Below are 23,175 nucleotides of genomic sequence, written 5' to 3'. Positions count from 1 at the left end.
CCATAACTGCTTCTACAAGCCAGTTTTATTTGGGAAATGCAGTAGCAATAGACAAGGACTTTTCAAATTCTGTCAATATTCCGATGCCTCATTACGGAAGCTCTTATTCTGTGCAGGCAACCCAACTGATCTTTAAAGGCGGGCTGGTTAATAAATCCATTGAAATGGCCGGACTTCGTGAACAGTTATCGGAACTGGATCTGGAGAAGAATAAGCAGGATGTAAAATTCCTGGTGATCTCCAATTACCTGGATGTTTACAAAATTTTAAACCAGGAAGAGGTTTTTCAAAATAATAAAAAACTGGCTCTGGAAAGACTGAAAAATATTCAGAAATTCTATCAGCAGGGAATGGTGACAAGGAATGAAGTGATCCGTGGTGAGCTGGCTATTAAAAATCTGGATCAGGGAATTCTGACTTTAACGAATAACAGAAAAATCCTTAACTACAATTTGAATATTGCTTTAGGATTATCTTCCGGAACTGAAATTATACCTGTAGAAAATCTTGCCAATAAAGAATCCGGAATCGGCCTGGATTATTATATGAATTTGGCTCACAATGGCAATCCACAGTTGAAATCTGCCAAAACCAATATAGATGTTGCCGATAAAAATATAGACATCATTAAAACTGATAAAATGCCAACGCTTGCAGGATTTGGAGGGTACACACTGCAACGTCCGATCACGACAAGAAATCCTGTTCTGGATATGTATTCCGGAGGATGGCAAACAGGAGTTTCCCTAAGCTATAATATTGATAATTTATTTAAAACAAAAGAAAGAATTAAGCTGGGCGAACTTCAGAAAAATCAGGCCAGTGATGCCATGACCTTGGTACAGCAAAATGTAGATATGGCAGTGAATGCCGCATATGTGAAATATCAGGAATCTATTCAACAGGCTGAAATTTTAAATGACGCCAAAAAACTGGCAGAAGAGAACTACAAGATCACTGAAGCCAAATATTTGAACCAGCTGGTGGTACAGGCAGAAATGATTGATGCGCAGAATCAGAAATTACAGTCCGAACTGGATTATGCCAATGCTGAGATCAATGTACTGTATCAATACTATAATCTTTTAAAATCTACAGGAACTCTTTAATTAACACAACTGAAAATCAAAAACAATGGAAAACAAGGAACAAACTCAACATACACCAACTCCGGCAATATCTAGCGGAGAAATTAAAAAGAAAGAAACCCGAAAAAATAAAATCAGAGCCATTATTTCCAATCTTGTTGTCTTTCTGATCATTGGTTTCGGATTATTCTGGCTCATTCGTGAATATTTTCATATCGGAGACAAAAGTTATACGGAAGCGGCACAGGTAGAAGAATTCATCAACCCGATCAATACAAGAGTTCCGGCTTATATCAAAGAAATTAAATTTATTGAACATCAGCAGGTAAAGAAAGGAGATACTCTTGTTATTCTGGATGACCGTGAAATTGTGACCCAATTAGGTCAGGCAGAAGCAGCGTATCAAAATGCACTGGCCCAACGTTCGGCAACAAGTTCATCCGTGAATACCGTTTCGAATAATATTAATGTAATGCAGTCCAATATTGCAGGGGCGAAAGCCAGACTTTGGAATGCTGAGCAGAATCTGAACAGATATAGAAATCTTTTGGCAGCGGAAGCGGTTACCAGACAGCAGTATGACCAGGTAAAAACGGAATATGATGCCCAAAAAGCAGCTTATGAAACGTTGGTGAATCAAAAGCAATCGGCTAACCTTTCCACAACGGAAGTAAAAAGCAGATTGGGAATTAATGATGCGGAAATTAAAAGAACAAAATCAGCGTTGGACATGGCTAAAATCAATCTTTCCTATACAGTAATTACGGCTCCTTACGATGGAGTAATGGGAAGAAGAACGATTTCTGAAGGACAATTGATCCAACCCGGGCAACAAGTGGCAACGATAGTTTTAAACGGACAAAAATGGGTGACCGCTAATTTTTTGGAAAGCCAGATGCCTAATGTAAAAATAGGGGATAAAATGATCATGACAGCAGATGCTTTGGGGGGACAGAAATTTGAAGGGGTAATTACTGCAATTTCTGCTGCGACCGGATCAAAATATTCAAATGTACCTACAGATAATTCTACAGGTAATTTTATCAAAGTACAGCAAAGAATTCCCGTAAGAATTGAGTTTACAGATTCCAATAAACAGGAAGATGTTAATAAGCTCCGTGCCGGGATGAATATGAATATCAGTATAAATAATAAATAATAAATGACAGGTAATTAATCATCAATTATCATTTACTTCTCTAACCTCTAACTTCTAAATCATGTATAATAAAGGATTATTCAGCGATTGGGTACCAAAACCCATACAGCTTCTGCTGATCGTTGTCATGCTGATGGTAGTAATGCCTCTTGGTGGTGTTTATACGGGGAATATCAGCTTTATGGTGGGAGGAACCGGTGCGCTTTCAGAGTATTTTTTGTGGGCAAATTACGCTACAACAATCGGGATGGGGGCGGCAATGCCTTTGGTTCTGAGAATGAAAATGAGGTTTAAGGTGCGTCATAAAATTACGGCAATGTTTGTCCTTTTAGGACTGTTGAGCTTTGTGAATGCAACGACTCTACAACCTATGGTGATTGTCATAACATCTCTATTCATAGGGTTTTTTAAGATGATGGTGGCGATTGAGCTTTTCCTGCCATTAATGGTTATGATGGGCAACAGAGGGGTGTTCTATGGCGTTTTCTATACATTTGTTTTGACCTTAAGCCAGGTTTCCAGCTATTATGCGGTAGAAGTTTCTATTCTTTATAATTGGCAGCAGTTTTTCATTATCGCATCAGTAGTTTGTCTGGGGATGGCTCTGCTATGTTGGATCTTTATGCATAATCAATATTTTGCATTGAAAGTTCCGCTATATTATATTGACTGGTTCAGTATCATCTTATTTGTCTCAACATTCATGTTTTCAGCGTATGTATTTTCGTTTGGAAAGCAACAGGACTGGTGGAATTCTGCGAAGATTATGAATGCAAGTATTGCCGCTTTTATAAGTTTCGCCTTATTATCCATTCGCCAATTAACTTTAAAAAGGCCTTATTTATCATTCAAAATATTCAAAAAGAATAATGTAAGACATGGTTTATTCATGCTGCTTTGTCTGGGAATGTTTTTAGGAACGACTTCTATTCAGAATACTTTTGCGGTTGGTGTTTTAGGATATGATCAGCTGACAAATGCTAAGCTGAATGTTCTGATGGTTCCGGGAATTGTATTGGCAGGAATAATAGCTATATTCTGGTTTAAAAGAGAAATCCCTTTGAAAATGTACATCTTTTCAGGGTTTTCAGCAATGTTGGGATATGCCATTATCATGTATTTTTCAATGGTATTGGAATTCAGCTTTGACAGATGGTATTTGCCGATGTTCCTGAAGGGGTATGGAATGGGCTCCTTATTCATTTCTGTCTGGTTCTATACTCTGGATAAGCTGGAATTGGATGATCTGCTTGCAGCGATCGGCCTTGTATTGGTTTGGAGAACGTTTCTTGCCGTAGGAATTTTTTCAGCATTGTATTCATGGTTTCAATATCATTTTCAGATCGTGGGAATAGGAGATTTGGCTGTATATGTGGATGGAATGACGATTACACCACAAACTCTTGCGCCCAACATGAAATTGGTTCAATTCAATGCTATTCTTATAGCAAGCAAGAAAATATTCGGGTATATTATTTTGGCAGGATTTGGAGTATTGGGGTATGTTTTAACGCATCACTTTGGAAGAGAACGTTTCCAATATGTACGGTTTGTCAGAATGCTTGGCGGGAAATCTGTTATTGCCAGAAGAAGATTACATGAAAGAAAAAAAATATTAGAAGAAATAAAAGACGCAGCAGGACCTGCGATCTGATGAAACCTTGTTTTTCATTTTGGTAAAGCTTCACTTATTCTTTAGGTGAGGCTTTACTTTTATGAATCATTGCAGTCTTGGAAAAAATCAAAAATCAGTATCTTTGTGGCCTTAAAAAACAGGTATGAAAGACTTAATGGGCAAAGCGATCTGGGATTTTTATCACCATGAAAATTCTGAAGATCTACAGACGGAGACTTCAATTTCTGAACTGGATGAACTTCCTGTAGATTATCTTTTCAGAGATTTCGAAGAGATGAATGAGATCGAGCAGAAAGCACTCCAATTGGCTCAGGGAAAGGTGTTGGATATTGGCGCAGGAGCGGGTTCGCACAGTTTGTACCTTCAAAATGAAAAAGAACTTGATGTTTTAGCTTTAGATATCTCTCCAAAATCAGTTGAAGTCTGTCAATTGCGGGGTGTAAAAAATGCCGTTTGCCAAAATATGCTTGAATTTTCCGGGAGAACTTTCGATACTATTCTGTTATTGATGAATGGGACAGGTGTTTTTGAAAGCCTTGCCAAAATTGATGTTTATCTCCAAAAACTACATTCTTTATTGAATGATAACGGACAAATTCTGATTGACAGCACAGATATCCTTTATATGTTTGACCGTGATGAAGATGGGGGTGTGTACATTCCCGCAGGCGGATATTACGGTGAATTGGATTATGTTGTGCATTATAAAGGAGAGTCTGAAGAGCCCATCAAATGGTTATACCTCGATTTTACAACCTTACGAAATGCAGCTGAAAATAATGGCTTTAAGGTTGAAAAGATAGTACAGAGTGAAGACTCATTCCTGGCAAAGCTTACCAAAAAATAATAGACAAGTTTTACATTCCGTGTAATAATGATCTCTCGCAGATTAGCAGATTACGCAGATGATTGTGTTAAAAAGCTACGTAATCTGCTAAATCTGCAAGAGAGAAAAGAAAAAGAGGCTGCCTATTGGCAGCCTCTTCCTACATATCTATATTGAATTATCCGATTTCGATACCATTTTCCACTTGATCATCAGGTGTTACAAAAGATAATTTACCGTCTGATTTAGTTGTTAAAAGCAGCATTCCCTGAGATTCAATCCCTCTGATCTTTCTCGGAGCCAGATTTAAAAGAATCATCACCTGCTTCCCGATGACTTCTTCCGGAGTAAAACTTTCCGCAATTCCTGAAACCACTGTTCTCACATCTACACCTGTATCAACTGTCAGTTTTAAAAGCTTGTCAGCTTTTTCCACTTTTTCAGCTTCTGTAATAGTCGCAGTTCTCAGGTCGATTTTAGTGAAGTCATCAAAATTGATTTGTTCTTTCATAGGAGTAGCGTTAGGATTGGTTTTTTTATTGTTTTGTTTGGTTTGTTCCAGTTTTTGAATTTGAGCTTCAATTACATCATCTTCGATTGGAGTAAATAAAAGAGGTGCGTTTTCAATTTTATGGCCCGCTTCAATTTGAATTTCGGAATTTTGTAAATCTTCCCAGTTCTTTTTTTCAATGTTAAAGTAATCAAATAATTTTTCAGCGGAGAAAGGCATAAACGGTTCACATAACTGGGCAATTACTGCTGCAATTTGAGCGCCAACAAAAATTGCATGGCCTGCTACATTAATGTCTTCTTTTATCGTTTTCCATGGTGCAGCATTTTGAAGATATAAGTTGCCATAATCAACAAGCTCCATAAACGAATTCAAAGCATTTCTGAATTCATACTTTTCTAAATGATAACTAACTTTTTCTATTGCAGTTTTTATTGCATTTTTACTCTCATTATCTAGGACACCAGCCGGGATTTTTCCTTCAAAATTTTTATTGGTAAAAGAAATTACCCTATTTATAAAGTTTCCAAATTTATTTACCAGTTCAGAATTATTCTTCGTCTGGAAATCTTTCCATGTGAAATTATTATCTTTTGTTTCAGGAGCAGAAGAAAGAAGAGCATATCTCAGCACATCCTGTTGTCCCGGAAATTCTTCCACATATTCATGAGCCCAAACTGCCCAGTTTCTGGAAGTGGAGATCTTATCGTTTTCAAGATTCAGGAATTCAAAGGCCGGAACATTTTTCGGCATAATATAATCTCCGTGAGCTTTCATCATCGATGGGAAGATAATACAGTGGAATACAATATTATCCTTTCCTATGAAATGTACAAGATCACTTTCCTCACTTTGCCAGTAATCTTTCCAGTCTTTTCCATTCTTTTCTGCCCATTCTTTCGTGAAAGAAATATACCCGATCGGTGCATCAAACCATACATATAATACTTTACCTTCAGCACCCGGAAGAGGTACAGGAACTCCCCAGTTCAGGTCTCTGGTCATGGCGCGAGGCTTTAAACCATCATTCAACCATGATTTTACCTGTCCGTAAACGTTTGGTTTCCAGTCGTCTTTATGACCTTCGATAATCCATTCGTTCAGGAAGCTTTCATATTCATTGAGAGGAAGATACCAGTTTTTAGTTGCTTTAAGAACAGGAACATTCCCACTTAACATGGATTTAGGATTAATCAGCTCAGAAGGAGAAAGGGTAGAACCACATTTCTCACACTGATCTCCGTAAGCATTTTCATTACCACAATTCGGGCAGGTTCCCACAATATATCTATCTGCTAAAAATTCTCCAGCCTGCTCATCAAAATACTGTTCAGAAACTTCTTCAGTGAATTTTCCTTTTTCATAAAGGGTTTTGAAGAAATCCTGACTCGTTTCATAATGCTTTCTCGAAGTTGTTCTGGAGTATTCGTCAAATGAAATTCCCAGATCAGCAAAAGATTTTTTTATGATTTCGTGATATTTATCTACAATATCCTGAGGGGTAACGCCTTCTTTTTTAGCTCTGATGGTAATGGGAATACCATGCTCATCCGAACCACAGATAAACGCTACATCTTTGCCTAATCTTCTCTGAAATCTTGCGTAAACATCCGCAGGAATATATACACCCGCCAAATGTCCTATATGAACCGGACCGTTTGCATAAGGCAAAGCAGCCGTAATCATCTTCCTGTTTGACATTTTATAGTAAAATTTTAACTGCAAAGATAAGGAATATCTGAAGAAAAATAGAAGTACACTTTTTAACGACTTTTTAACAGTTTAATGAACTGAATATTACATTTAGTTAAACAAATGTTTAACTTTTTATTAAAAATATACCAATGTTATGTTTAGCATAATTTAACGTAAAAATATGAAAATCAATTTTTTAGTAAAATTTGAACAATCAATATACATAAATTTGCTAAATTTTTCAATAAATTGATAGGAATTATAATTTTTTTATAAATTGCGAGTCTGGGTTTACCCCAGTGTGATTGTACAAATAAAGAAACTATAAAAAGACAATATTGTGAAAAATTTTACAACGGTATTAAAAATTGCGCCTGCATTTTTACTGGCAAGTACAGTGATGTATGCTCAAGACTCTTTAAAAGAAAATAAAATAGAGGAGGTTGTATTAGTGGGGTTTGGAGCCAAAAAGAAAACGGATCTTACAGGCTCAGTGACGGCTGTCACGGAAAAAGATTTTAATAAAGGAGCTATAGTATCTGCGGATCAGTTGATCCAGGGAAAAGCACCAGGAGTCAGAATCACTAATGGTGGTGGATCTCCTGACTCAGCACCAAATATAAGAATCCGTGGAGGATCATCTATCAGTGCATCCAACAATCCGCTGATTGTAATTGATGGAATTCCTCTTGATAGCACTAACCCGGCAGGGATACAAAATCCACTGGCACTGGTAAACCCTAATGATATTGAATCATTCTCTATCTTGAAAGATGCTTCGGCAACTGCTATCTATGGAGCCAGAGCTTCCAACGGGGTTATTCTTATTAAAACAAAATCGGGAGGCGGTAGATTAAAAATGAGTTTTAGTACTAATGTTTCTTTGGGACAAGTGACTAAATACATTGATGTAATGAATTCCAGTCAATACGTTAACTTCATTCAAACTTATTTCCCGAACGATGTCTGGAAGCTGGGAACGGGTGGAAGCCCCGCTAATCCTACGGTAATGGGTAAGATTTATGATACCGACTGGCAGGATGTAGTTTATAGGACATCCGTATCAACAGATAACAACTTTAGTGCATCAGGAAATTTATTTAAAACACTTCCGGTAAGGTTATCCTTGGGATATAACAGAACTGAGGGAGTAGTGAAAAATGATGATCTGGAAAGATTTGCAGCTACGTTAAGAGTTACACCAACATTTTTTGATAAGCATTTAAAAGTAGATATCAATGCAAAAGGGTACAGAGTAGATAAAAATACGGTAGACGCAGGAGGTGCTATCGGCGCAGCATTAACAAGAAATCCTACGTTGCCAATATACAGCAGCGATGTATTTGGACAAGGGGTGGGTCAGAATTACTTTGGTGGATATTATCAGAATTTTTATCAGGCAAATGGGGTATATAATTTAACATATGACTCCAATCCATTAGGATTATTAATGCAAAGACACCGTCCGGAAAATACTTACCGATTCCTTGGTAATGTTGAGTTAGACTATAAGTTCCATTTTCTGCCTGATTTAAGAGCGGTAGTGAATATGGGGCTGGAATCTTCAAGAACTAAGATTCGTGAGACTTATGATCAGAATGCCAGAAACTCAATTATTAATCTTACAGCCAATTCTTTAGAAGATCTAATCTATAATCCAGGTTTAGCCTATGCTGAAAATCAGTTTACCAACAACAGAAACTTGGATGCATATTTAGTGTATAGCAGAAAGATTAATGAGTTTATTACCAACTTTTTAATCCAGGGGGGATACACTTATCAGGATTTCAGATATGACGGAAATAAAGAACAGTTTTATTCTGATCCTTCAGGAAGTGGTATCCGTATTCCACAGCCGAACAGAGCAAACCCTAATTATGGTTATTTCAATCATCTGAATCTTCAGTCTTTCTTTGCAAGAACCAATATTGATATCAAAAACAAATATCTTTTCACAGCTTCATTTAGAGCGGATGCTTCATCCCTTTTCAATGGATTTGATAATCAATGGGGTTATTTTCCATCAGCGGCATTTGCGTGGAAGATGCAGGAGGAAGCATTCTTAAAAAACTCAGCAGTCGTTAAGGAATTAAAGTTAAGAGTCGGATGGGGACAAACCGGACAGCAGGATATTACACAAATCGCAGGAGGATTCTATCCTTCCAGACCTTTATTCTCTCTAGGTGGAGAGAATGCACAATATCTTCCAGGGTTTAATATTTACTCTGCTTTAGGATATAACCAGAATCTTAAATGGGAGACTACAACAAGCTGGAACGTAGGTTTTGATTTTAGTTTGTTTAGAGGCAATGTATTATCCGGAAGTATTGATTTTTATGATAGAAAATCTACAGATCTTTTATTGAAAGCACCTGTTCCTCCGGGTCAGGGTCTTACCAATGAATTTTCCGATAATGTAGGTTCTTTAAGGAACAGAGGGGTTGAAATGAATTTAAATATCAACCCAGTTAAAAACGAACATGTTAACTGGAATATATTTGGTAACCTTGCCTACAATAAAGGAGAAATTCTGGAGCTAAAATACTATGACAGAATTTTAGCTGGTGGGGATCTTCCCGTTGGTACTGGGGTTAAGATCGCTTATCATGTAGTAGGTCTTCAGCCTTATTCTGCATGGATGTTCCAGCAGGTATATGATGATAATGGAAATCCAATAGCAGATACTTTTGTTGATAGAAATGGTGACGGTAAAATCACTAATGATGATCGATATGATGCACAGATAATTCCTAATTTCACCTATGGATTCGGAACAAGTTTAAATTATAGAAATTGGGATTTTACGGCTAATTTCAGAGGGCAGATCGGTGGTAAAGTATATGATGGAAGACATGTGGCGCAAGGATTCATTAACCAAGCTAAAACGGCCAACTCTGAACATTTAAGCAACGTTCTTGATTTCTATGACGGAAGGTCGTCATTTAATCTTGTTCAACCGACAGACAATATGTATTTCTCAGATTATTTCTTACATGATGCATCATTCCTTAGACTGGATAATGTGACTGTAGGATATAGCATCGAGAAAATATTTGGAAATAAGCTTGATCTGCGAGTATACGGATCGGTTAACAATGCATTTATCTTGACCAAATATAAAGGACAGGATCCGGAAAACTTTGGTGGAGTTGATAATAACTTCTATCCAAGACCAAGAATTTACACTATTGGTTTCAACTTTAACTTTTAATCCGAAAAAAAATGAAAAGAACAAAAATATATAGTTTATTAGCAATTGCAGGTTTGTTTTTTGCTTCTTGTACTAGCGATCTGGAAACAGAACCGAAATATGAGCTTACATTGGAAGAACTTTTAATAAGAGATCCCAATGCAGTAGAAGGTCTTTTATCCAGAATGTATTCTACATTTGCATTATCAAGTGTAAGTGGTCCTGGTGATTCTGATATTGCCGGAGCTAATGCCGGAGAATCTCCGTTCATTAGAGGATTGGTAAATCTTAATGATTTTACAGCGGATGGAATGAAAAACAGATGGGGTGACAATGGTTTGGATCAGCTTACTACAACTTCAGGATGGAATTCAAACAATAAGTTTTTTAAGTATGTGTATGACAGAATTTATTATACTATACCGCAAACAACCAATCTGATTCTTATTCTGAGAGATCGTGTAGATGTTCAAAATGAGGATCAGTATGTAAGTGAATTGAGATTTTTAAGAGCTTTATCTTACTATTATCTGATTGATTTCTTCGGAAAAGGCCCTTTGGTTAATAACGATACTTACGGTTCTGCAACACCTCTTCCAGAATCATCAAGAGCTGAACTGTTCAATTTTGTTGAGTCAGAGCTAAAAGATATCGAATCTAAAATAGCTCCTACTAACACATATGGAAGGGCAAATCAGGCTGTTATACAGATGCTATTGGCCAAGCTATATCTAAATGCAGAGGTGTATACGGGAACGGCAAGATATAATGATGCTGCTACATATGCATCCAAAGTAATTTCAAGTGGAAATTATCAGTTGGAAACTAATTTTGCTAAAAACTTTAGAGCTGATAATAATACATCAAAAGAGGTTATTTTTCCTTTGATTGCTGATGCCACTTCTTCTCAAAGTTATGGAAATACAACCTATATTGTTAATGGAAACTTAAATTCTACAACAATGAACCTTGCTACCTACGGAGCAGCAGAAGGATGGGGCGGGCATCGTGCATCAAAAGGATGGTATGGTTTGTTTGGCGCTAACGCATCGGAACTTGCCGCAAGTACAGATGTAAGAGCTAAAATGTTCTGGACTACTGGACATACCTTTGAAATGAATGATTATAAGGAGTGGACTAATGGATATCCGTCTATTAAATTTTCTAATAGAAATACAGATGGTTCAGGAAGCGTAACAGCGTTTTCTTCTACAGATTTTCCTCTGTTCAGATTAGCGGATGCCTATTTAATTTATGCAGAGTGTGCACTTAGAGGAGCTTCTACGGCTACAGTTCCCCAAGGGCTTTCTTACGTAAACCTGATCCGTGCAAGAGCAGGAGCTACTATACTTGGAAGTATGACATTACAAACTGTTTTGGATGAAAGAGGAAGAGAGTTAGGATTGGAAGGAGTAAGAAGACAAGATCTTATCCGTTACGGAAGATTTACAGGAGGAACTTATTTATGGCCTTGGAAAGGAGGAACGGTTAACGGAACTTCTATTTCAAGTAACTACAATCTATTTCCAATTCCTGAATCTGCACTTCAGGCCAACCCTAATTTGACTCAAAACCCAGGTTATTAATAAGAACATTAAATGATTAAGAATGAAAAATATATTTAAAATATTTCTATTAGGAATAATAACTTCGTTTATCGTTTCATGTGAAGGAGACGATGAAAAGTTAATCCTTAACAATACATCGCAAGGGAGCTTGTCAGCTGATAAAACTTCGGTGGTTTTAAATGAAACCATTGCAAGTCAGGCGGCAATTACATTTACTTATGTAAACCCTACCTTTGACCCAAAAGTAGCTTTTACAAACTCGGTTGAATTAGCAGTAGCTGGTACAAATTTTAAACCAAGCTCCATTCAGGATGTTCCAATGGAAGGGAACACATTTTCATTGACACATCTTCAGATGAATAATATTCTGGCTTCTTTAAATGTAGCTCCGAATGTTGCAAAACCTATAGAGATCAGATTAAAGTCAAGCCTAAACAGTACTACAGCATATTATTCTAATGTAATCACAGTAAATGTCACCGGTTACGCTCCGAACCCGGATCTGATCTATCCTAAAATTAATGTACCAGGTGGATATGCTGGTGCTGCGGGATATGCAGACTGGAATCCTGCCAATTCGCCTAATTTATTTTCTCCGGGAAAAAATGATAAATATAGAGGATTTATTTATGTGACCAATCCTGCAAGCGAATACAAATTCACTATTAATCAGGACTGGGCGGGAGATAAAGGTGACGATGGCACCTTTACCGGTAAATTGGTTGAGCAGGGTGAGCAAAATATTAAAGCCGCTTTAGCCGGAGCTTACTACATTAATGTTGACTGGGCGGCCAATACTTACTCTTCAGTAATTGCCAACTTCGGGATTATTGGTGATGCTACCCCTACAGGTTGGGGATCAGATACCAATTTTGTATACAATCCGGCTACTAAAACATTTGTAATCAATTCCATCGCTTTAACAACTTCTGGAGTATTCAAGTTTAGAGCTAATGATGATTGGGCAATGAAGTTCCAGCCGGCAACTGCTGATCAAACATTGACTTCCGGAACAAGTGTAGTTACTTATTTGAATGCTGAAAACACAGTAACGGGTGATCCAAGTTATAAAGTAGATGTAGCAGGAAACTATAAAATAGAGCTGGATTTACATAACTCGGCAAATTATAAATTAACACTTACAAAATTGTAAAATTTACCGAATTTATATGCATAAAGTGTTGCTTTTTAGCAGCACTTTATTTATTTTTAAAACTTATAAATAGTCATTATGAAGAAAATTACAGTTGGAGCTTTATTGTTCTCAATGATGTTCGCAGGCGTTAATGCACAATCTTTAAAATCACCGGACGGAAAGTTCGAAATGAACTTCCAGTTAAAGCAGGGAGTCCCTTATTATAATCTGAAATACAACGGGGCTACAGTAGTGGAAGATTCTAAATTAGGATTGAGATTATTTAAAGACACTTCTATAAAATTCGCTTCCGAAATTGCAAAACCGGAAGATGCTAAATTCGATCTGAATAACGGTTTTACAAAGACAGACGAAAAAAGAGATTCCAAAAATGAAACCTGGAAGCCTGTCTTAGGAGAAAAGAAAAATTATATCAATCATTACAACGAATTAGCCGTTACGCTTAACCAGGCTTCTACAGACAGGAGTATCGTTGTGAAGTTCAGATTATTCAATGATGGGTTAGGATTCAGGTATGAATTCCCACAACAGAAAAACCTGAACTATTTCGTAATCAGAGAAGAGGATTCCGAAATCGATTTCCCTACCGACATGAAAGCATGGTGGATCGTTGCAGATTATGATTCTCAGGAATATCAATATCAGACCACAAAGATTTCCGAAATTCCAGGTAAATGGGACAAAGCCTTTGACTCTAATGCCTCACAGACATTAATCAAAAATGCCGTTCAATCCCCTTTAATGCTGAAAAAAGAAGGAAAGGATCCTTTGTATGTAAATGTTGCAGAAGCAGCAGTGCTTAATTATCCGGCTTCGCATTTAGAAGTAGATGCTCAGAATTTCAAATTCAAAACACACCTTACAGCCGATAGACAAGGTGCAAAAGGGTATATTCAAACCCCATCAACTACGCCTTGGAGAACCATTATCGTTTCGCCAAAAGCTGAAGAAGTGATGGATTCCAAAATGCTTTTCAACCTGAATGAACCTACAAAATACACCGATACTTCTTATATCCACCCGACAAAGTATATGGGTGTATGGTGGGAAATGATCATCGGAAAATCACAATGGGCTTATTCTACTGCAGAAAATGTTCATTTAGGAGTAACGGATTTTAGTAAGCTCACTCCTAACGGAAAACACGCAGCCAACAATGATAAAGTAAAAGAATATATCGACTTTGCAGCGGAAAACGGCTTCGGAGGACTTTTGATTGAGGGTTGGAACACAGGCTGGGAAGACTGGTTCGGTCACTCCAAAGAATTTGTTTTTGATTTCATTACCCCTTACCCGGATTTTGATATTAAAATGTTGAATGATTATGCTCATTCTAAGGGAATTAAGCTGATTATGCATCATGAAACCTCAGGTTCTGCAACCAACTATGAAAGATGGGCAGACAAAGCTTTCCAATTGATGAATAAATACGGATATGATGCCGTAAAATCAGGATATGTAGGAGATATTATTCCAAGAGGTGAACACCACTATTCGCAATGGACGATTAACCACTACTACAGAATTGCGGAGAAAGCCCACGATTATAAAATTATGGTCAATTCTCATGAATCCGTACGTCCTACAGGAGAAAGTCGTACCTACCCAAACTATATCTCTGCAGAAGCAGCCCGTGGAACAGAATTTGAAGCTTTCGGAGGAAACAATCCCGATCATCAGACTATCTTACCATTTACAAGATGGATGGGAGGCCCGATGGATTACACACCTGGAATTTTCCAGACCAAATTAGATTATTATTTCCCGGGAGATCAGCGTTTCGTTAAGACGACATTAGTGAAGCAATTGGCATTGTATGTAGTCATGTATATGCCACTTCAAATGGCGGCAGATTTACCTGAAAACTATAAAAAGCATATGGATGCTTTCCAGTTCATCAAAGATGTTGCTGCGGACTGGGATGATACCAAAATCTTGTCGGCAGAGCCGGGAGACTACATCATTACGGCCAGAAAAGCAAAAGGTACAGAAAATTGGTTCGTAGGAGGGATCACTGATGAGAACAAACGCGATTATACCTTAGATTTCTCTTTTCTGGATAAAGGTAAAAAATATGAGGCAACGATTTATGAAGATGGGAAAGATGCAGATTATATCAATAATCCTCAAAGCTATAATATTTACAAAAAGCAGATTACAAGCAAGTCGAAAATTAATTTCAAAATGGTAAGAAGCGGAGGTTTCGCAATCTCCATCAAGCCTGTCAATTAATATAAGATTTGAATTAATAATAAAACCTTATGGGTGAATTGCCCGTAAGGTTTTTTAATCAAACTCAAGATGCAATGAAAAAATTATACACTATAATTGCTCTTTCGGCAGCAGTTTTAGCATTCTCCCAAAAGCCATTGGAAAAAGTGGAACCGGCTTTCTGGTGGAAAGGAATGAAAAACCCTGAACTTCAGATTCTGGTTTACGGAAAAGATATTGCTAAAAATGAAGTGGAGCTTTCAGACGGGGTCCAGATCAAAAATATTCAGAAAGTTGAAAATCCGAACTATGTTTTTGTTACGGTAAATACCAATGAGATCAATGTCCCTAAGTTTAAGATCAATATTAAAAACGGAAAAAAGAACATTGGTTCCTATACATACGAATTAAAACAAAGGCAGCCCAATTCAGCTAATCGTGACTCTTTTACCTCAAAAGATGTCATGTATCTCATTATGCCGGATCGATTTGCCAACGGAAATCCATCCAATGACAACACCAAAGATACGGCTGAAAAATCAGACCGTAAAAATCCGGGAGGACGCCATGGCGGAGATATTGAAGGAATTATTAAAAACCTTGATTACCTTAAGGATATGGGTGTTACCGCTGTTTGGAGTACCCCTTTATTGGAAGACAATGAGCCTTCCTATTCTTATCATGGATATGCACAAAGCGATTATTACAAAATAGATCCTCGATATGGATCCAACGAAGATTATAAAAGGTTAGCCAATGAGCTTCATCAAAGAGATATGAAACTTATTATGGATTACGTGACCAATCATTGGGGATCACAAAGCTGGATCATTAAAGACCTGCCTTCAAAAAACTGGATTCACTACTGGAAAGAAGGTGAAAAAGGTTTCAAGCGAAGCAGCTACAGAATGACCACTCAGTTTGATACCAATGCTGCCAAAACAGATGCGGAGCACTGTATGGACGGATGGTTTGATACCACAATGCCTGATATGAATCAAAGCAATCCTTTGGTAGTCAATTATATGGTTCAGAATGCCGTTTGGTGGACAGAATATGCAGGATTGGACGGACTGCGTGTAGACACCTATTCTTACAATGACAAAAAAGGAATTGCAGAATGGACGAAAAGAATCACAGATGAATATCCGAATCTGAATATTGTGGGAGAGGTCTGGATGCATGATCAGGCGCAAATGTCCTATTGGCAGAAAGACAGTAAAATTGCAGCGATAGAAAACTACAATTCCCATCTTCCGTCTGTGATGGATTTTACATTGCATGATGCTATAGGACAGGCTTTTAAAGAAAATTTCGGATGGGATTCAGGGATGCAGAGGGTCTATGATAATTTTGCCAATGATTTTCTTTACCCGAATATCAATAATATTCTTGTATTTGCTGAAAATCATGATACACAACGATTTAATCAGGCATATTCCAATATTGAAGATTATAAGCTGGCAATGACCTTGATTTTAACGGTTCGTGGAATTCCTCAGTTATATTACGGTTCAGAGATTGGAATGGCCGGAGATAAAGGAAAAGGGGATGGAGATATTCGCCGCGATTTTCCCGGTGGCTGGAATGGCGACTCCAACAATGCTTTTGTGAAATCAGGAAGAACAGATTCCCAGAATCAGTATTTTGATTTTACTAAAAAGCTGCTGAATTGGCGTAAATCCAAAGAAGTAATTCATACGGGAAAAACTTTACATTACGTTCCTGAAAATAACGTATATGTTTATTTTCGATATAATGATAAAGAACGAGTAATGACAGTAATCAATAATAATACTGAAGCTCAGGTTCTGGACTTAAAAAGATTCTCAGAAGGCATTAAAAACACTTCTAAAGGAAAAGATATTATTTCAGGAAAGGAAATTTCTTTAGAGAACAGCTTGAATATACCTGCAAAAACCTCGATGATCATCGAATTATAAAACTAAAATATATCCAAATTAATTCTAAATGAAAAAAACAGTACTTCTCTATATAACAATGCTCTTTTTACTGAGTTTTACCGGAATTTCAGCTCAGTCAAGAAATAAGTTTGAAAAGGAAAAAGCAGAAATCAGTACCATGCTTGACGGGTTTAATGTAGCCGCTGCAAAGTCGGACTATGAAGGATATTTCAATTATTTCGCGGATGAGTCTACTTTCATCGGAACAGATGCTACAGAAATCTGGAATAAAAAAGAATTCATGGTTTGGGCGAAACCTTATTTCGATAAAAAAAGAACCTGGAATTTCACGGCTCTTAAAAGAAATATCTATTTCAGTAAAGACGGAAAATTAGCTTGGTTTGATGAACTTTTAGATACTCAGATGAAAATCTGCCGTGGCTCCGGAGTGGTAGAAAAAATAAACGGACAATGGAAAGTAAAACAATATGTTCTTTCCGTGACAGTTCCTAATGATGTTGTTGATAAGGTGGTTGCTGAAAAAGCCCCGATTGAAGAGGCATTAATCAAACAATTAAAAACAAAATAATGGAAAAAAATATAGACGGATCATTGGGCAAAAAAAAGAAGCCCAATTTATCCCTGCTTCAGATCATCAACATGAGCATGGGGTTCCTGGGAATTCAAATGGCTTTTGGGCTGCAGAATGGAAATGCGAGTAGAATTCTTGCCAATTTTGGAGCTGATGTTCATGAATTATCCTGGTTTTGGCTGGTGGCACCGATTACAGGACTCATTGTTCAGCCGATTATCGGACACATGGGTGATAATACCTGGAGTCCGCTTGGAAGAAGAAAACCCTATTTTTTAATTGGTGCAGTATTGTGTGCCGTTGGTTTGGTAATGCTTCCTAATGCCGCTTCTGCAACGCAAATGATGGCCGCTAATGTTTTGGTAATGGCAGTTATCTTTCTTGCCATGATGGATGCTTCTATTAATGTAGCCATGGAACCTTTCCGTGCTTTGGTGGGGGATATGCTTCCAAAACATCAGGCGACAATCGGGTTTTCTGTTCAGACGATTTTAATTGGAATTGGCGCAGTAATCGGTTCCGATTTACCGGGATGGTTAACAAAAATGGGGATTTCCAATGAAGCGCCAAAAGGTTACGTGGCAGATAACGTGATCTACGCTTTCTATATAGGTGCAGCAGTTCTGATTTTATCAATTCTATATACCATTTTTACAACTAAAGAATATTCACCGGAAGAATTTGCTTCATTTGAAGGAGGGAAACCGATTGTGGAAAATGAATCAAAATTTTCAGACCTTTTTAAAGATTTCAAGAACGTACCTTCGCAGATGAAGAAACTGGGGATTGTACAGTTTTTTTCCTGGTTTGCATTATTTACGATGTGGGTTTTCACCACCAGCGCTTTGGCAACTCATCATTTTGGACTTTCTCCAGATGATACCCATTCAGCAGAATTTAATAAAGCCGGAGATTTAACAGGAAGCTTATTCGGCAGCTATAACTTTTACGCTATTTTCTTTGCCTTTGCTTTAACACCAATTGCGAAGTTTATTGGAAAAAAACAAACTCACGCTTTAGCGTTGGCATGTGGAGGATTAGGCTTGATTTCAATGTATTTTATAAAAGATACACACAATTTGTGGATTTCAATGATCGGTTTAGGATTTGCCTGGGCAAGTATTTTAGCAATGCCTTATGCGATGCTGATAGATTCCATTCCACAGAAGAAAATGGGAGTGTATATGGGAATTTTCAACTTCTTCATCGTGATCCCGCAAATTATCAACGGAATCTTCGGTGGTCCGATTGTAAGTGGGATTTTCGGAAAACAGGCTATTGATTATATTGTGGTAGGAGGAATATGCATGTTGTTGGGAGCTGTTTTAACAATGATTTTCATCAAAGAGAAACATGAAACTCCGGAAGAAATTGAAGAGGAAATCAAGCAGGTACATTTTTAAGTGAAGACTTGTAAATCATTGATATTAATTACGGATTCAGGCGGGCTTTAGCCCGCCTGAATCCGTAATTTACCCTGACTTATCTAAATTATACTAAAGCAGCCTCGATTTCTGAAAAAGCTTTGGAAAGACTCTCCTCTCTTAAAGGGGGAATTGCCATTCCTTCACTTCTGAAAACTTCAACATCAGTGATTCCGATAAAGCCAAATAAAGAACGTAAATACTTTTCTACAGAGTCGATAATGGATTTATCTTCATATATACCTCCGATGGCAAAGTTCAGATACAGCTTTTTGTTTTGAAGAAGCCCTTTAGGAGTACCGTCAGCATATGAAAAAGTCTTTCCTGCTACCGCAATATGATCGATCCATGACTTTAAAGTGGAAGGAATGCTGAAATTGTAAAAAGGAACCCCTATGACAATAATATCAGCTTCTCCGATCTCCTGTAATGCTTCTTCCGAATATTTGGAAGCCTCACGTTCCTCCTCATTTCTTTCTTCATTCGAGATCGCAAATGATCTGAAATGCTGAAGCTCCAGATGGGGAATCGGATTTTGAGCCAGATCACGTACAATAACTTTACTGTTTGGATCTTTTTCTAATAATTGATTGATGACTGTTTGGGAAAGTTGGTTGCTTGCGGAGTTTTCTCCGTTAATACTTGTCTTGATATTTAAAATAGTTGCCATTGTATTTTGCATTTTATTTTTATTGATGACAAAATTATTGTAAATTTGCTTTCCAAAGTATAGTAGTTACCTAAAGGAAAGCGGAAATGGAAAAACAACACAACCATAAAGAATGCATGCAGGTTTTAAAGCCTGTAAGGGATACGCTGGATGTTATCAGCGGGAAATGGAAATTGTTGATTATTGTATCCTTAAATGCAGGAAATAAAAGATTTACTGAGATTGAAAGAAGCATTCCCAAGCTTACCTCAAAAGTGTTAGCAAAAGAACTGAAAGACCTCGAGCAAAACGGTTTGATCGAAAGAGTAGTGAAGGATACCTATCCGGTAACTATTGAATACTTGCCTACACAGTATACAAAAACGCTACAGCCCGTGGTGGAATCTTTGAAAGATTGGGGCGAGAACCACCGCAAGCATATATTCGGTAGTCCGGAAGAGAAATAGGACGAGTCCTGACCAACCCAATTTCCATTCTTATCCTACGTCAATGTTTTGAGATAGCTGTATAGCATACATTTGTACCATAAATAATTCAGATATGAAAACAGTATATCATAAAGCAGATTCAAGAGGTCACGCAGACCACGGTTGGTTAAACAGCTATCATACTTTTAGCTTTGCCAATTACCAAAACCCGGAAAGAACCCATTTCGGAGTTTTAAGAGTATTGAATGACGATACCGTTACCCAGGGAATGGGTTTCGGAACACACCCTCACCGAGATATGGAGATCATTTCCATTCCTTTGGAAGGAGATTTGGAACATAAAGATTCCATGGGAACCACAGCGGTAATCAAGAAAGGAGAAATTCAGGTAATGAGTGCAGGAACAGGAATTATGCACAGCGAGTACAACAAAAATAAAGATGTACCCGTTAAATTCCTTCAGATATGGGTTTTCCCAAGAGAGATTAACCTTGAGCCAAGATATGACCAAAAAAGTATCACAGAAGGTGAAAAAGTGAATGGTTTCCAACAAATTTTGTCACCCGATAAAAATGATGACGGCGTTTGGATTCATCAGGATGCATGGTTCAACATAGCCAACTTCACCAAAGGCAACGGGAAAAACTACATGCTGAACAAAAAAGGCAACGGAGTGTATGCTTTTGTGTTGAAAGGAAGCGCAAAAGTAGGCGACAGAATTTTGAATGAAAGAGACGGATTAGGAATCTGGGATACTCAAAGCTTTAATATAGAAGCAGTAGAGGATACCGAAATTTTATTGATGGAAGTTCCCATGGAATTACCGGCTTATTTAAGATAGATATCCACAATATAAAAACACCCCTTCATTGGAGGGGTGTCAAAAATTCTTTGAATTTTTGACGGGGTGGTTTAAAAACTTCACGATATTTGTACAACATTAAAAATAGAGAATGAAAATTTTAGCAATAGCAGGAAGCAATTCCGAAGTTTCAATGAACAGACAATTGGTGGCGTATGCATCTACTATGTTTGATAATGCAGAAGTGGAAGTAATAGATTTAAATCCTTTTGAAATGCCGATTTATAAGCATGAAAGAGAGCTTAAAGAAGGTATTCCACAAGAAGCCAAAGATTTCGCAGCGAAAATTGATGCAGCTAATTTATTGCTGGTTTCCTTACCGGAACACAACGGAACCTATTCCACAGCCTTCAAAAATGTATTCGACTGGGTGTCCAGAATCAAAGAAAGAACAGTCTGGAATGAAGTGCCGATGTTGTTGATGTCAGCTGCACCGGGAGCAAGAGGTGGAGCAGGAGTTTTAGAGGCTGCAACCAAACGTTTTCCTTTCCACGGAGGAAATATTGTAGAAACTTTTTCACTTCCTTTCTTCAATGATAACTTTGATAAAGCAGGACAAAAGATTTCTAATGAAGAGAAAGACAATGAATTAAGAGAGAAAATTAAGAAGATTTCGGCTATTGAAACGATCCTTGAAAAATAGAATTTGAATATTAATTTAAAATTAATATCTTTGCAAAAAGAAAAATAATGAAAATTCAGACCACTTTTAAAGAATGTTTTTCCAAGAAAGGAGAAACTGTGGGCTCTGAAATTCTGAGATAAAATAACGGCCGATAATCTACCAAGATTGTCGGCTTTTTATTTTCCGTAAACCGATATAAAAAGTTTGAAATAAATTTCTAAAAGTACAATGAGCAACACTTACAAATCTGCAGGAGTAGACAAAGAGGAAGGATACAAAACCGTTGACAAGATCAAAAAAGCGGTGGGTGAAACCCATAATTCCAATGTATTGAACCATTTGGGAAGTTTTGGGGCTTTCTACGAAATAGGAGGCTATAAAAACCCTGTTTTGGTTTCCGGAACAGATGGTGTAGGCACCAAGCTAAAAGTAGCTTTAGATACCAAAAAGTACGACTCAATTGGAGTAGACTGTTTCGCCATGTGTGCCAATGATATTCTTTGTCACGGTGCCAAACCATTATTCTTCTTAGATTACCTGGCTTGTGGAAAGTTGGATTCTGAGATCGCTGCAGAAATCGTTCTGGGAATGGTAGAAGCTTGTAAGGACAATAACTGTGCATTGATCGGTGGAGAAACTGCGGAAATGCCGGGAATGTACCAGCCGGGAGATTATGATGTGGCAGGATTCTGTGTAGGAATTGTAGAAAAAGACCAGATCATCGACGGTTCTAAAATTAAGGCAGGTGATAAGATCATCGCTTTACCAAGTTCAGGTTTCCATTCCAACGGATTTTCACTGGTAAGAAAAGTATTCCCGAACTTTGAAGAAGAATTTGAAGGAAAACCATTATACGAAACCCTTTTAGTACCTACAAGATTGTACTATAAAGACATTCATAAAGTGATCGGAGAGGTAAACGTTGCCGGAATTGCTCATATTACAGGTGGTGGTTTATACGAGAACGTTCCGAGAATTATTCCTGAAGGATTATGTGCATCCATCGATGCATCCAAAATCCAGATTCCAAGCATTATGCTTGAATTGGAAAAAAGAGGCGGTGTAACCCGAGAAGAAATGTTCGGAACATTCAATATGGGAGTGGGAATGACCATAGTAGTAGATGCTGAACATGCAGAAAAAGTATTACATCTTTTGGATGATGCTTACGAAATTGGAGAAATCACGGAAGGAAGCGAGAAAATTGATTTGACGTTTTGATGAGAGATAATTTGGCGATCATCCCTATAATTATATCATCACATTACCACATCAACACATGAAAAATTTAGTTGTACTTGTTTCAGGTTCCGGAACCAATCTTCAAAGAATCATAGATACTATTGACAATGGAGAGATCCAGAATGCCAAAGTAACTCTGGTTGTTGCCGACAGAGAATGTTATGGGCTTGAAAGAGCAAAAAATCATCATATAGAAAATATACTGATTCCAAGGGGAAAGAATTTTAGCAATGAATTGAGTAAGGTAATCCCTGAAAATACAGATTTAATCATATTGGCAGGATTCTTATCCATTCTGAAATCTGAATTCTGTGAAAACTGGGAAGGTAAAATCATTAATATCCATCCCGCAATGCTTCCGAAATTCGGAGGAAAAGGAATGTGGGGG

At 37.5% G+C, this 23,175-nt stretch carries 18 protein-coding genes; 16 read left to right on the top strand and 2 right to left on the bottom strand.

Features of this window, described 5'->3' with window-relative positions:
* From ACGHIN_RS12970 to ACGHIN_RS12955, 4 genes are all read left to right on the top strand, one after another.
* Nucleotides 1-1,109: TolC family protein (locus ACGHIN_RS12970; RefSeq protein ID WP_390454140.1), on the top strand; the 1,109-nt coding region annotated here is incomplete at its 5' end.
* A gap of 25 nt (nt 1,110-1,134) precedes the next feature.
* The gene (locus tag ACGHIN_RS12965; RefSeq protein WP_390454137.1) at nt 1,135-2,247 is read left to right on the top strand and encodes an HlyD family secretion protein; all 1,113 of its coding nucleotides are present in this window, start codon (nt 1,135-1,137) and stop codon (nt 2,245-2,247) included.
* 61 nt (nt 2,248-2,308) lie between these two features.
* Complete coding sequence (locus tag ACGHIN_RS12960; RefSeq protein ID WP_390454135.1) at nt 2,309-3,901, top strand: MFS transporter; 1,593 nt, start codon at nt 2,309-2,311, stop codon at nt 3,899-3,901.
* Between the two features lie 124 nt (nt 3,902-4,025).
* A complete protein-coding gene (locus ACGHIN_RS12955; RefSeq protein ID WP_390454132.1) occupies nt 4,026-4,730 on the top strand; it encodes a class I SAM-dependent methyltransferase in 705 nt (234 codons plus the stop codon).
* A gap of 157 nt (nt 4,731-4,887) precedes the next feature.
* On the opposite strand, the gene metG is transcribed toward ACGHIN_RS12955, so the two are convergent.
* A complete protein-coding gene (metG, locus tag ACGHIN_RS12950) occupies nt 4,888-6,921 on the bottom strand; it encodes a methionine--tRNA ligase (protein ID WP_390454129.1) in 2,034 nt (677 codons plus the stop codon).
* 334 nt (nt 6,922-7,255) lie between these two features.
* On the opposite strand from metG, the gene ACGHIN_RS12945 reads away from it, so the two are divergent.
* The 7 genes from ACGHIN_RS12945 (at nt 7,256) to ACGHIN_RS12915 (ending at nt 18,939) form a co-directional block, all read left to right on the top strand.
* The gene (locus tag ACGHIN_RS12945; protein WP_390454127.1) at nt 7,256-10,126 is read left to right on the top strand and encodes a SusC/RagA family TonB-linked outer membrane protein; all 2,871 of its coding nucleotides are present in this window, start codon (nt 7,256-7,258) and stop codon (nt 10,124-10,126) included.
* 11 nt (nt 10,127-10,137) lie between these two features.
* Nucleotides 10,138-11,691, top strand: a complete 1,554-nt coding sequence (locus ACGHIN_RS12940; protein ID WP_390454125.1) for a RagB/SusD family nutrient uptake outer membrane protein — start codon at nt 10,138-10,140, stop codon at nt 11,689-11,691.
* Nucleotides 11,692-11,713: 22 nt separating this feature from the next.
* Entirely contained in the window at nt 11,714-12,826 is a 1,113-nt protein-coding gene (locus tag ACGHIN_RS12935) for a SusE domain-containing protein (protein WP_390454123.1), read from the top strand.
* Nucleotides 12,827-12,904: 78 nt separating this feature from the next.
* Nucleotides 12,905-15,061, top strand: coding sequence for a glycoside hydrolase family 97 protein (locus tag ACGHIN_RS12930; protein ID WP_390454121.1), 2,157 nt, complete (start codon nt 12,905-12,907; stop codon nt 15,059-15,061).
* 74 nt (nt 15,062-15,135) lie between these two features.
* Nucleotides 15,136-16,983 (top strand): glycoside hydrolase family 13 protein, encoded by a 1,848-nt coding sequence (locus ACGHIN_RS12925; RefSeq protein WP_390454119.1) that lies wholly within the window; start codon nt 15,136-15,138, stop codon nt 16,981-16,983.
* A 28-nt stretch (nt 16,984-17,011) separates the two neighbouring features.
* Nucleotides 17,012-17,533 carry a nuclear transport factor 2 family protein gene (locus tag ACGHIN_RS12920; RefSeq protein WP_390454117.1) on the top strand — a complete coding sequence of 174 codons (522 nt, stop codon included), beginning with the start codon at nt 17,012-17,014 and terminating at the stop codon, nt 17,531-17,533.
* On the top strand, nt 17,533-18,939 hold the full coding sequence (locus tag ACGHIN_RS12915) for an MFS transporter (RefSeq protein ID WP_390454115.1): 1,407 nt from the start codon (nt 17,533-17,535) through the stop codon (nt 18,937-18,939). The genes ACGHIN_RS12920 and ACGHIN_RS12915 overlap by 1 nt, the downstream gene beginning before the upstream one ends.
* Nucleotides 18,940-19,027: 88 nt before the next feature.
* Here ACGHIN_RS12915 and ACGHIN_RS12910 read toward each other — a convergent pair whose 3' ends face one another.
* Nucleotides 19,028-19,630 carry an FMN-dependent NADH-azoreductase gene (locus tag ACGHIN_RS12910; RefSeq protein ID WP_390454113.1) on the bottom strand — a complete coding sequence of 201 codons (603 nt, stop codon included), beginning with the start codon at nt 19,628-19,630 and terminating at the stop codon, nt 19,028-19,030.
* A gap of 86 nt (nt 19,631-19,716) precedes the next feature.
* Here ACGHIN_RS12910 and ACGHIN_RS12905 point away from each other — a divergent pair, with 86 nt between their 5' ends.
* From ACGHIN_RS12905 to purN, 5 genes are all read left to right on the top strand, one after another.
* Complete coding sequence (locus ACGHIN_RS12905; protein WP_390454111.1) at nt 19,717-20,076, top strand: winged helix-turn-helix transcriptional regulator; 360 nt, start codon at nt 19,717-19,719, stop codon at nt 20,074-20,076.
* A 94-nt stretch (nt 20,077-20,170) separates the two neighbouring features.
* Nucleotides 20,171-20,899 carry a pirin family protein gene (locus ACGHIN_RS12900; RefSeq protein ID WP_390454110.1) on the top strand — a complete coding sequence of 243 codons (729 nt, stop codon included), beginning with the start codon at nt 20,171-20,173 and terminating at the stop codon, nt 20,897-20,899.
* Between the two features lie 112 nt (nt 20,900-21,011).
* Complete coding sequence (locus tag ACGHIN_RS12895; protein WP_390454108.1) at nt 21,012-21,563, top strand: NADPH-dependent FMN reductase; 552 nt, start codon at nt 21,012-21,014, stop codon at nt 21,561-21,563.
* Between the two features lie 210 nt (nt 21,564-21,773).
* The gene (purM, locus tag ACGHIN_RS12890) at nt 21,774-22,766 is read left to right on the top strand and encodes a phosphoribosylformylglycinamidine cyclo-ligase (protein ID WP_390454106.1); all 993 of its coding nucleotides are present in this window, start codon (nt 21,774-21,776) and stop codon (nt 22,764-22,766) included.
* Between the two features lie 58 nt (nt 22,767-22,824).
* Nucleotides 22,825-23,175: phosphoribosylglycinamide formyltransferase (purN, locus tag ACGHIN_RS12885; protein WP_390454104.1), on the top strand; the 351-nt coding region annotated here is incomplete at its 3' end.

It is taken from the genome of Chryseobacterium barbadense (genome assembly GCF_042849955.1).
Taxonomy (GTDB): domain Bacteria; phylum Bacteroidota; class Bacteroidia; order Flavobacteriales; family Weeksellaceae; genus Chryseobacterium.
Note: the sequence above shows the minus strand (reverse complement) of the source record. Positions and strands in the feature narration are given on the sequence as shown.

Excerpts from the sequence above, each read along its gene's own strand:
- ACGHIN_RS12965 (WP_390454137.1), top strand. The coding sequence starts at position 1,135 with ATGGAAAACAAGGAACAAACTCAACATACACCAACTCCGGCAATATCT.
- ACGHIN_RS12960 (WP_390454135.1), top strand. The coding sequence starts at position 2,309 with ATGTATAATAAAGGATTATTCAGCGATTGGGTACCAAAACCCATACAG.
- ACGHIN_RS12955 (WP_390454132.1), top strand. The coding sequence starts at position 4,026 with ATGAAAGACTTAATGGGCAAAGCGATCTGGGATTTTTATCACCATGAA.
- metG (WP_390454129.1), bottom strand. The coding sequence starts at position 6,921 with ATGTCAAACAGGAAGATGATTACGGCTGCTTTGCCTTATGCAAACGGT.
- ACGHIN_RS12940 (WP_390454125.1), top strand. The coding sequence starts at position 10,138 with ATGAAAAGAACAAAAATATATAGTTTATTAGCAATTGCAGGTTTGTTT.
- ACGHIN_RS12935 (WP_390454123.1), top strand. The coding sequence starts at position 11,714 with ATGAAAAATATATTTAAAATATTTCTATTAGGAATAATAACTTCGTTT.
- ACGHIN_RS12930 (WP_390454121.1), top strand. The coding sequence starts at position 12,905 with ATGAAGAAAATTACAGTTGGAGCTTTATTGTTCTCAATGATGTTCGCA.
- ACGHIN_RS12925 (WP_390454119.1), top strand. The coding sequence starts at position 15,136 with ATGAAAAAATTATACACTATAATTGCTCTTTCGGCAGCAGTTTTAGCA.
- ACGHIN_RS12920 (WP_390454117.1), top strand. The coding sequence starts at position 17,012 with ATGAAAAAAACAGTACTTCTCTATATAACAATGCTCTTTTTACTGAGT.
- ACGHIN_RS12915 (WP_390454115.1), top strand. The coding sequence starts at position 17,533 with ATGGAAAAAAATATAGACGGATCATTGGGCAAAAAAAAGAAGCCCAAT.
- ACGHIN_RS12910 (WP_390454113.1), bottom strand. The coding sequence starts at position 19,630 with ATGGCAACTATTTTAAATATCAAGACAAGTATTAACGGAGAAAACTCC.
- ACGHIN_RS12905 (WP_390454111.1), top strand. The coding sequence starts at position 19,717 with ATGGAAAAACAACACAACCATAAAGAATGCATGCAGGTTTTAAAGCCT.
- ACGHIN_RS12900 (WP_390454110.1), top strand. The coding sequence starts at position 20,171 with ATGAAAACAGTATATCATAAAGCAGATTCAAGAGGTCACGCAGACCAC.
- ACGHIN_RS12895 (WP_390454108.1), top strand. The coding sequence starts at position 21,012 with ATGAAAATTTTAGCAATAGCAGGAAGCAATTCCGAAGTTTCAATGAAC.
- purM (WP_390454106.1), top strand. The coding sequence starts at position 21,774 with ATGAGCAACACTTACAAATCTGCAGGAGTAGACAAAGAGGAAGGATAC.